The 9,356-nt window shown below is 71.2% G+C and carries 9 protein-coding genes and 2 pseudogenes; 3 read left to right on the top strand and 8 right to left on the bottom strand.

From position 1 onward, the window contains the following. Positions 1–902 (bottom strand): annotated as a pseudogene (locus tag M878_RS81830) (hypothetical protein); the annotation flags it as partial. Between the two features lie 265 nt (positions 903–1,167). Between M878_RS81830 and M878_RS81825 the strand changes: the two are divergent. Further along, positions 1,168–2,994, top strand: a complete 1,827-nt coding sequence (locus M878_RS81825; protein ID WP_023551638.1) for an endonuclease/exonuclease/phosphatase family protein — start codon at positions 1,168–1,170, stop codon at positions 2,992–2,994. Positions 2,995–3,003: 9 nt separating this feature from the next. Here M878_RS81825 and M878_RS81820 read toward each other — a convergent pair whose 3' ends face one another. From M878_RS81820 to M878_RS98550, 4 genes are all read right to left on the bottom strand, one after another. Next, positions 3,004–3,741 carry an SRPBCC family protein gene (locus M878_RS81820; RefSeq protein ID WP_023551637.1) on the bottom strand — a complete coding sequence of 246 codons (738 nt, stop codon included), beginning with the start codon at positions 3,739–3,741 and terminating at the stop codon, positions 3,004–3,006. A 14-nt stretch (positions 3,742–3,755) separates the two neighbouring features. Continuing rightward, entirely contained in the window at positions 3,756–4,394 is a 639-nt protein-coding gene (locus tag M878_RS81815; protein ID WP_023551636.1) for a winged helix-turn-helix domain-containing protein, read from the bottom strand. 65 nt (positions 4,395–4,459) lie between these two features. Beyond that, on the bottom strand, positions 4,460–5,161 hold the full coding sequence (locus M878_RS81810; RefSeq protein WP_023551635.1) for a hypothetical protein: 702 nt from the start codon (positions 5,159–5,161) through the stop codon (positions 4,460–4,462). Next, on the bottom strand, positions 5,158–5,313 hold the full coding sequence (locus M878_RS98550; protein WP_023551634.1) for a hypothetical protein: 156 nt from the start codon (positions 5,311–5,313) through the stop codon (positions 5,158–5,160). The genes M878_RS81810 and M878_RS98550 overlap by 4 nt, the downstream gene beginning before the upstream one ends. 167 nt (positions 5,314–5,480) lie before the next feature. Between M878_RS98550 and dapA the strand changes: the two genes are divergently transcribed. Both dapA and M878_RS81800 read left to right on the top strand, forming a co-directional pair. Then, complete coding sequence (gene dapA / locus M878_RS81805; RefSeq protein WP_023551633.1) at positions 5,481–6,383, top strand: 4-hydroxy-tetrahydrodipicolinate synthase; 903 nt, start codon at positions 5,481–5,483, stop codon at positions 6,381–6,383. A 36-nt stretch (positions 6,384–6,419) separates the two neighbouring features. Continuing rightward, a pseudogene (locus M878_RS81800) lies at positions 6,420–6,812 on the top strand (hypothetical protein); the annotation flags it as partial. 49 nt (positions 6,813–6,861) lie between these two features. Here M878_RS81800 and dapD read toward each other — a convergent pair. From dapD to M878_RS49450, 3 genes are all read right to left on the bottom strand, one after another. Then, positions 6,862–7,848 carry a 2,3,4,5-tetrahydropyridine-2,6-dicarboxylate N-succinyltransferase gene (dapD, locus tag M878_RS81795; RefSeq protein WP_023551631.1) on the bottom strand — a complete coding sequence of 329 codons (987 nt, stop codon included), beginning with the start codon at positions 7,846–7,848 and terminating at the stop codon, positions 6,862–6,864. 397 nt (positions 7,849–8,245) lie between these two features. Then, entirely contained in the window at positions 8,246–8,818 is a 573-nt protein-coding gene (locus M878_RS81790) for a TetR/AcrR family transcriptional regulator (protein ID WP_023551630.1), read from the bottom strand. Continuing rightward, positions 8,818–9,141, bottom strand: a complete 324-nt coding sequence (locus M878_RS49450) for a DMT family transporter (RefSeq protein ID WP_031226483.1) — start codon at positions 9,139–9,141, stop codon at positions 8,818–8,820. The genes M878_RS81790 and M878_RS49450 overlap by 1 nt, the downstream gene beginning before the upstream one ends. Between the last annotated feature and the right edge of the window lie 215 nt (positions 9,142–9,356).

Genomic DNA, 9,356 nt, shown 5'->3' with positions numbered 1-9,356 from the left:
GTACCGTCGAGCAGCGCGTCCGCTCCCTTGTCGGCGAGTTCACCGACGGCCGGCGCCGCGAACCCGGCCTCCAGCAGCCGGGCCCGCAGCCCGTACACACCGAGCGGAGTGAGCCGGACCATGCCGTAGCGCGAGACGTCGGTGTCGTCGACCGGCGCCGCGGGCTCCTCGTCGGCGTCGGCCATCAACGCCTCGTCCACCGGCTGGTACTCCACCAGCCCGACCGGCTCCAGCATCCGGAACTGGTCGTCGAGCCGCATCATCGCGTCGGAGACCTGCTCCAGGACGTCGTTGGTGGGCTCCCCCATGTCATCGGGGACGATCATGGACGCAGCCAGGGCGGGCAGCGGGACCGGCCCGTCACCGGAGCCGTCCTCACTCACCGTCAGCAGGTAGAGGTTGCCGAGGACGCCGTCAAGGAAATCGGCCTCGGCCTCCGGGTCCCAGTCGAGTGACGAGAAATCGACCTCGCCGCCCTCGTCCAGGGCGCCGACCAGATCATCCAGATCGGGGACACCCGCGTCGGCGATGACGGTCTCCAGCGCGGCGAGCCACACACCGAGCGCATCGGCCGGTGAGCCGCCGGTGAGCAGTGTCAGCTCCTCACCCGGCCGGACGGTCCCGGCCTCCTCGTCCACGATCTCGACCAGCCCGGTGTCCACCGCGACCCGCCAGGCCTCACTGGCGTAGGCGGCGGCGTCGTCACCGCTGAGTCCGAGCAGGTCGGCGGCGGCCGGAAGCTGCTCCTCGACCAGTCCGCCGCCGGCGTCCACGCGGGTGTCGGGTCCGGCCCAGCGGGCGAGGCGGGCGGCGCGGGAGAGCAGCGGCGTGGACAGCGCTGCGCGTGCCAGCTCCGGTTCGGGGTGCAGCCGTACGGGCGGCAGGGGGGAGCTGTCTGACATCGGCTGGTTCTCCTCGGACCGTGAACGGGCTCAGCCGCTCAGCCTAGACGGATTTCCACCCATGCCGCCCGGTTCATCTCCCCGCCGGCCGTCGTACATGGCCGAAACCTTGACAACTCCCCGGCGCAGGCTGGAGATTGACGCGCGTAGAAGTTCGGGGGACAACTGTTCACCCGGCTCTACGCGAGTCACGGAGGGCTACGGGCCCCACACGCTCCTGTTCCATCCTTGTCCCGGCACTTTGTCATGTCCCTGGAGGGATCCCTTGCCGAGCAGGTCTTCCACGCGCCTTGCCGCGCTCACCGTCGCCGCCCTCTGCAGCGCGGCATCCGCCGTCGCCCTCACCTCCCCCGCGCACGCCGACTCGGTGCGCATCCACGACATCCAGGGCACGACCCGGATCTCGCCGTTCGCCGGGCAGAAGGTGACGGATGTGCCCGGCATCGTCACGGCCACGCGCACGTACGGCTCCTCCAGAGGCTTCTGGATCCAGGACCCGCATCCGGACGACGACCCGCGCACCAGCGAGGGCATCTTCGTCTTCACCAGCTCCACGCCGAAGGTCGCGGTCGGCGACTCGGTGACGGTGACCGGCACGGTCTCCGAGTACGTCCCGGGCGGCACCTCCTCCGGCAACCAGTCGCTGACGGAGATCACCAAGCCGACGATCACCACCGTTTCGACGGGCAACGCGGTCCCGGCTCCGGTCGTCATCGACGAGGACTCGGTGCCGGACGAGTACGCCCCGGAGGGCGACACCGCCGCGAACGGTTCGATCAACAACCTGACGCTCGACCCGTCGACTTACGCCCTGGACTACTACGAGTCCCTGGAGGGCATGAACGTCCAGGTCAAGAACGTCCGCGTGGTCACCGCGACCGATCCGTACAGCGAGCTGTGGGTCACGGCGAAGCCATGGGAGCACCGCAACCTCCGTGGCGGCACGGTGTACGGCTCCTACGACTCCCAGAACACCGGCCGGCTACAGATACAGTCGCTGGGCGCCACCGCCGACTTCCCGAAGGCGAACGTCGGCGACACCCTGGAGGGCACCACCACCGGCCCGCTGGACTTCAACCAGTACGGCGGCTACGCCCTCGTCGCGAACGAACTCGGCACGCTGAAGAGCGGCGGGCTGCAGCGCGAGACCACGCGGAAGCAGTCGAGCCGCGAGCTGGCGGTGGCGACCTACAACGTCGAGAACCTCGACCCGTCGGACAGCACCTTCGGCAAGCACGCCGCCGCGATCGTGAACAACCTGCAGTCGCCGGACATCGTGTCCCTGGAGGAGATCCAGGACAACAACGGTGCCACGGACGACGGCACGGTCGACGCGAGCGTGACGGTGAACAAGCTGATCGACGCGATCATCGCGGCGGGCGGCCCGAAGTACGACTGGCGCTCGATCAACCCGGTCAACGACCAGGACGGCGGCGAGCCGGGCGGCAACATCCGCCAGGTGTTCCTGTTCAACCCGGAGCGGGTGTCGTTCGTGGACCGGCCGGGCGGCGACTCCACCACCGCGGTCGGTGTCACGAAGGTGGACGGCAAGGCCGAGCTGACGGTCTCGCCGGGCCGGATCGACCCGGCGAACGCGGCCTGGAAGGCCAGCCGCAAGCCGCTCGCCGGTGAGTTCGTCTTCCGCGGCAAGACCGTCTTCGTGATCGCCAACCACCTGATCTCCAAGGGCGGCGACCAGGGCCTGGCCTCGCAGTACCAGCCGCCGACGCGCAGCTCGGAGATCCAGCGCCATGCGCAGGCGACCGAGGTGAACGCGTTCGTCAAGGACATCCTGAAGGTCCAGAAGAACGCGAACGTCGTCGCGCTCGGCGACATGAACGACTTCGAGTTCTCCGGCACCGCGAAGATCCTCGAGGGCGACGGCGAGCTGTGGTCGGCGATCAAGTCGCTGCCGAGGAGCGAGCGTTACACCTACGACTACCAGGGCAACGAGCAGGTCCTGGACCAGATCCTGATCAGCCCGGCGATCCGGCGCGGCTGCGACTTCGAGTACGACAGCGTGCACATCAACGCGGAGTTCAACGACCAGATCAGCGACCACGACCCGCAGGTGCTGCGCTTCCGTCCCTGATCAGGGTGGTCACGCCTGGCTGAACACCTGGTTCAGCCAGGCCTGCCACGCACTCTCGTTCGCCTCCGCGTCGGCGTCCGGCGCGAAGTCATGGACGCTGATGCCGAGCGAGGCGCCCCAGTGGCCGCGCCCGAAGAACCGGATGAGGGCGCTGTCGGTGCGCAGCCCGATGAAGTACGGGTTCCGGTAGTCGAGTACGGCGTCCAGGGTCCGTCCGCCGGGTCCCTGGACGGCGGCCTTCGTGCCGGCGGCCGCGTCGTCCGCGAGGCCGAGGGCGTGCGCGGCGGCGGCGAGCGCCTCCTGGGTCCTTGAGGCCGCGGGCCCCTCCAACTGGGCGAAGGTGACCGGGCGGGGCGCGAAGTGCGTGAGGTACTCGCGCAGGGTGTGCAGATAGAAGTTGGTGTGCTTGCTGGCGCCGTCGTACTGGTTGTTCCAGTCGTCGGTGAAGATGCCGCTGTGCACATAGCGCACCCAGGCGCGGCGGCCCTCGTCGCGGGGCTCGATGGTGTAGTCGAGCTGGTTCAGGGACTGGGTCGGGAATCCGACGTCCTCGCTGCGGTTGGTGTAGCGGTGCGGCGGGTCCCAGGCGGTGACGGTGGATCCGAAGGGTCCGGAGCCGCCTGCCCGGGGCTCGGGCGGGTCCATCGGCCACAGATAGCCGCCGGTGCCGGTGGTGATCGCCTCCCAGACCTTCTCGGGCGGGACGTCGACCTCGAACTCGCGGACGATCTCGAATTCCTTGGACATGGTGGGGCTCCTGCTCACTGCTGTGGTTCGGGGGTGGGCCGGTCCTCGACCGCGGGATCCTTGACCGCGGGCTCCTTGACCGCGGGGTGGAGGGCGATGACGATCCGGTGGTCGCGGCCGTCCTCGGCGTGGGGGGCGTCGTACTTGCGGATCAGCGCACTCACGCCCGCCGTCAGCTCCTGGACGAAGGCCGCGCGGTCGGCGGCGGAGGCGAAGCGGACCTGGCCGTCCAGCGCGTAGGTCGCCAGCCTCTTCCTGGCCTTGGCGGCGCCGGTGATCAGCGCGCCGACGTCCCGCACCAGGCGGGCGCCGAGCGCGAGCAGCCAGCGCGCCGAGAGCTGGTCGCGGAAGCGGTCCGGGTCCGGCTGTACGGCGGGCAGGGCGGCCGGCGAGATGACGTACGACGCGGCGGTCGCGCGCATCAGCCGCTCGGTGACATTGCCCTTGCGGCGTTCTCCGGCCAGCTCGACCAGGCCGTGCCGCTCCAGCGCCTTCAGGTGGTAGTTCACCTTCTGCCGGGGCAGTCCGACCTTGCCGGCCAGCATCGCCGCCGACGCGGGTGCGGCAGCCAGCTCGCCGAGCAGCCGGGCCCTGATGGGATCCAGCGACACGGCCGCGGCCTCGGGGTCCTCGATCACAGTCACGTCCAGCATGCGTCCACCCTTCCACCGAAAACTTTTTTTGTCCAGAAGGACTGAGTTTTCGGTGAGGGTTCTGACTAGCCCCGTTCCCCCCGTTCCCCGAGGCGGGCGAGCTGGGTCTGGAACCAGTCGAGGCGCGCCTGCAACAGGGCTGCCTCCGCGGCGAGTTCGGGCACGCCCGGCTCGGCACCGGCCGCCGAGCCGGCCAAGTCGGCGGAATCGGCGGAGGGGAATCCCGTACCACCGCCCCGCGCCGCCACCCGCAGTCCGTCTCCGGCCAGCCGGGCGAAGCCGGCGAGCGAGACGGACGTACGCCCGCGCACACAGCCGGCGCATACGGGGGCGAGAGCCCGCCATCCGGGTCTGCCCCAGCCTGCGTCGGCGAGCGCGACGGCGGTGGCGCCGCAGGCGCACGGTCCGGCGGTGGCGGTACGCACCCGCTGCCGGGCGTAACGGAAGCCGCGCTCGAAGCGGAGGTAGGCGCCGAGCACGGAGACCTCCAGCAGGAGGGCCGTCCGGTGCTCGGCGGTGCACAGCATGGCCTCGGCGGCGGCTCGCTCGTGGACACAGTGGAAGCCGCAGTCGCACAGGCGCGCGGGCGAGCGGTGCCGTCTGCCGTAGACGCAGGAGGCGTCGTCCAGCACGCCGTACGGGAGCGCGCCGCCGAGCGACACACCGGTGAACCCGGCCCGGGTGCCGTCCTGGGACAGCACCGGGTGGGCGATCTTGTATCCGGTCGGCGGCTCCGTCGGGCGTTCCGCCGGGAGCCGCAGTCTCATCGGGTGGCCGGGACCTCTTCGCGGGCCGGCTCGGCCGGTTCGAGGCGGGCGGTCTCCTCGCGGAGCGGGGCCTCCTCCTCGTGCACGATCTCTTCGTGGACGAGGGGCCGCTCCTCGGCGACTCCGGTGGCCAGTGCCTTGCCGAGCTTCATGGTGCCTCCCATGACGGACGTCGGTGACCCTTGGGCCATAGTGACCCACGAGGGGCCGAGTTGGACACAGGGCCTTCGGCCGCCACCCGGACGTCTCAGCAATACTTAGCCATACCTCGTAGAAGAATTAAGTAGAGCTTCATCGAGACGTTGCCGAGACTACTCCCATGACGAGCACACGCACGGCCGCGCGGCCCTTCGGACGCACTCTCTGCGCGATGATCACGCCGTTCACCGAGGAGGGCGCCCTCGACCTGGACGGCGCCCGGCAGCTCGCCGCGTGGCTGGTCGCCGAGGGTTGCGACGGCCTGGTGCTGAGCGGCACCACGGGTGAGTCGCCCACCACCACGGACGCGGAGAAGGCGGAGCTGATCGCGGCCGTCCGCGAGTCGGTCGGCGACCGGGTGTCCCTGGTCGCGGGCGTGGGCAGCGCCGACACCCGGCACACCGTCGAACTGGCCCGCGCGGCCGAGGCGGCGGGCGCCGACGGGGTGCTGGTGGTGACGCCGTACTACAGCAGGCCGCCGCAGGAGGCGGTGGAGGCGCACTTCCGCACGGTCGCCGACGCGAGCGGCCTGCCCGTGATGCTCTACGACATCCCGGGCCGCACCGGCACCCGGATCGAGCCGGAGACGATGATCCGCCTCGCCGCGCACGAGCGGATCGTCGGCGTCAAGGACTGCTCCTACGATTTCCTCGGCACCCAGAAGGTGCTGGCGCAGACGGACCTGGCGTACTACGCGGGCTGCGACGAGCACGTACTGGCGCTGTACGCGATCGGCGCGGCGGGCTGTATCAGCACGGTCGCGAACGCCGTCCCCGGCCCCATCGCCGCGATCCTCGACGCCTTCGACGCCGGCGACACCGCCCGGGCGGCCGAACTCCAGTCGCGGGCCACGCCGTTGATCGAGGCGATGATGGGCGCGGGCCTGCCGGGCACGGTCACCGCCAAGGCCCTCCTCGCCCGCCTGGGCCTGCCCGGGGGCCCGGTACGCGCACCGCTGCTCCCCGCCGGACGCGAGGCGGCCGACGAACTGCTGGCGCGGTACGAGACGCTCACGGCGGCCTGATCAGCAGCCGCCGAACACCGACTCGTGTCCGGCTGCCGCTCGCTGCGGGTCTGGCTGAACCCGGAGCACGGCCCGGCGCTGCTCCAGCCCGGCTACGACCTGTGCTGGGCGACGAGCTGGATGGAAGAGGCCAACATCTGGATCGCGCCCGTCGTCGGCCTGCCCCGCGATCTGCCGTACGTCGACTTCGGCAGCGGCCTGTTCACCGTGCGCCCCGACGGCGTCCACTGGAAGACGGAGGCGATCGTGGCGTACGCCGAGGGCCGTCCGTTCGCGTGGGTGGATGACGAGCAGAGCCCGGCGGACACGCGGTACGTCCGGGCCCGTCATCCCGGCCCCGCCCTGCTCCATCACGTCGATCCCCGACTCGGGCTGTGCGCGGGCGACTTCGCGGTGCTGCGGGAGTTCGCGCAGGCCACACCCGTATGACGGAGCGCCCTCCACCGTGTGGTGGAGGGCGCTCCGGACGTGTGATGCGTCAGTTGTGGCTGTGCAGGATGTCGTTCAGGCCGCCCCAGACCGCGTTGTTCGGGCGGGCCTCGACCTTGCCGGTGACCGAGTTGCGGCGGAAGAGGATGTTGGAGGCGCCGTTCAGCTCGCGGGCCTTGACGATCTGGCCGTCGGGCATGGTGACCCGGGTGCCCGCGGTGATGTACAGGCCGGCCTCGACCACGCACTCGTCGCCGAGCGCGATGCCGACGCCCGCCTCGGCGCCGATCAGGCAGCGCTCGCCGATGGAGATGATCACGTTGCCGCCGCCGGACAGGGTGCCCATGGTGGAGGCGCCGCCGCCGATGTCGGAGCCGTTGCCGACCACGACGCCCGCGGAGATCCGGCCCTCGACCATCGACGTGCCGAGCGTGCCGGCGTTGAAGTTGACGAAGCCCTCGTGCATGACCGTGGTGCCCTCGGCGAGGTGCGCGCCCAGGCGGACCCGGTCGGCGTCGGCGATGCGCACGCCCTTCGGGGCGACGTAGTCCGTCATGCGCGGGAACTTGTCGATCGAGGTGACCTGCAGGTGCAGGCCCTCGGCGCGGGCGTTCAGCCGCACCTTCTCGATGTCGTCCACGGCGACCGGGCCGAGCGAGGTCCAGGCGACGTTGGCGAGGTGGCCGAAGATGCCGTCCAGGCTCTGGCCGTGCGGCTTGACCAGCCGGTGCGAGAGCAGGTGCAGACGCAGGTAGACGTCATGGGCGTCGAGCGGCTTCTCGTCCAGCGAGGCGATGACCGTACGGACCGCGACCACCTCGACGCCCCGGCGGGCGTCCGGGCCGACCGCCTTGGTCGCACCCTCGCCGAGCAGCTCGGCCGCCCGCTCGGCGGTCAGCCGCTCGGTACCGGCGGGGCCAGGCTCCTCAACCAGCTCGGGGGCCGGGAACCAGGTGTCGAGAACGGTGCCGTCGGAGGCGATGGTGGCGAGGCCGGCGGCGACGGCGCCGGTGGTACGGGAAGCAGAGTCGGTCATGCTGGCAAACCTAACGTGGGCGGGGCGGTCAGGGCGAACCGCGTCTCACGTGCCGGGCGCGACTCGGGGGATCGGCCGAGCCGGCGGAGCACGAGTCAGGCGATCGGCCAAGCCGGAGCGGCGCGGGGGCGCGGAATCAGCCGGGCCGGCTCGACACGAGCTCGGGGAATCGGCCGAGCCGGCGCCCCGCGATATCAGGGAATCAGCCGAGCCCAGCGCGGCCCGGCGCGGGCCAGCGGATCAGTCGAGCCGATGCCACACCCGTTCCGCGACACCGGTTCAGGGAACCAGCCGAGCCAGCGCGACACGAAGTCAGGAAATCAGCCGAGCCCAGCGCGGCCCAGCGCGGGCCGGCGGATCAGCCGAGCCGATGCCACACCCGTTCCGCGACACCGGTTCAGGGAACCGGCCGAGCCGACGCGGCGCGAGGGCAGGGAATCAGCCGGGCCAGCGCCGCGCGGGCGTACGTCTCGTCGTACGAACCGCCCGTCAGCAGCACCTGCAGACAGATGCCGTCCATCAGCGCGAGCAGGGCGCGGGAGGTGACCGGGTCGGTGTGCCGGGCGAGCAGGGCCGCCGCGTCCTCGGTCCACTCGGCGGCGACGGGGCGCAGCACGGGGCGGCGCAGCGCGGCCAGATACAGCTCGTACTCCAGCTCCACGCCCGTGCGGTCGCCGCCCAGCCACTCCCCCAGTGCGCGGGCCAGGTCCGCGGCGAGTTCCTCCCGCCCTTGCTGTTTCTCCGGCAGCCGCTCGGCCAGCACTCGGGCGAAGTTCTCGTTGGCCTGCCGCAGCGCGGCCACCATCAGCTCTTCCAGGGTGGCGAAGTGGTACGTGGTGGAGCCGAGTGGGACGTCGGCCTCGGCGGCGACCGAGCGGTGGCTCAGGCCGGCGATGCCGTCCCGGCCGACCACGCGGATCGCTGCGTCGATGATGCGCCGGCGCCGGTCGGGGTCGTAGCGGCGGGGCATCAGTGGCTCGCCCCGCCCAGGTTCAGCACGATGACTCCCCCGATGATCAGCAGGATCCCGCCGACCTTGACGACGCTCAGCCCCTCCCCGAACAGCAGCAGGCCGAGAACGGCGATGGTCGCGGTGCCCACCCCGGACCAGATCGCGTACGCCGTGCCGATCTGGACGGTCTTCAGCGTCTGGGCGAGCAGTGCGAAGGAGACGAGGTAGCCCAGAGCTGTCACGAGCGAGGGCCAGAGCCGGCTGAACCCCTCGCTGTACTTCATCGCCGTCGTCGCGGCGACCTCGGCGGCTATGGCGCCGGCGAGCGTCAGGTATCCCATGTGTACGAACGTACACAACGCCGGGAGGAGGTCACCGGTGGGGTCGCCGAGAACCGCGTACGACCGTCCGCTGCGGCGGCTTTCGGCCAGGAGCGGCGAGCGCGGCGGGGACGCGCTCGGGCTGAGTACCAGCGGGTTGCGGGCCAGCAGCACGTCCTGCCCCAGCCGTACCACGCCGAACGGCACCCGGCGGGCAGGCCGCAGTACTCGGAGTG

It is taken from the genome of Streptomyces roseochromogenus subsp. oscitans DS 12.976, from assembly GCF_000497445.1.
Classification (GTDB): Bacteria; Actinomycetota; Actinomycetes; order Streptomycetales; family Streptomycetaceae; genus Streptomyces; species Streptomyces oscitans.
This window is presented reverse-complemented; position numbering and strand designations above follow the sequence as displayed.

Coding starts and splice junctions, on each gene's coding strand:
- M878_RS81820 (WP_023551637.1), bottom strand. CDS start 3,741: ATGTCCAAGGAATTCGAGATCGTCCGCGAGTTCGAGGTCGACGTCCCG.
- M878_RS81815 (WP_023551636.1), bottom strand. CDS start 4,394: ATGCTGGACGTGACTGTGATCGAGGACCCCGAGGCCGCGGCCGTGTCG.
- M878_RS81810 (WP_023551635.1), bottom strand. CDS start 5,161: ATGAGACTGCGGCTCCCGGCGGAACGCCCGACGGAGCCGCCGACCGGA.
- M878_RS98550 (WP_023551634.1), bottom strand. CDS start 5,313: ATGAAGCTCGGCAAGGCACTGGCCACCGGAGTCGCCGAGGAGCGGCCC.
- dapA (WP_023551633.1), top strand. CDS start 5,481: ATGACGAGCACACGCACGGCCGCGCGGCCCTTCGGACGCACTCTCTGC.
- dapD (WP_023551631.1), bottom strand. CDS start 7,848: ATGACCGACTCTGCTTCCCGTACCACCGGCGCCGTCGCCGCCGGCCTC.
- M878_RS81790 (WP_023551630.1), bottom strand. CDS start 8,818: ATGCCCCGCCGCTACGACCCCGACCGGCGCCGGCGCATCATCGACGCA.
- M878_RS49450 (WP_031226483.1), bottom strand. CDS start 9,141: ATGGGATACCTGACGCTCGCCGGCGCCATAGCCGCCGAGGTCGCCGCG.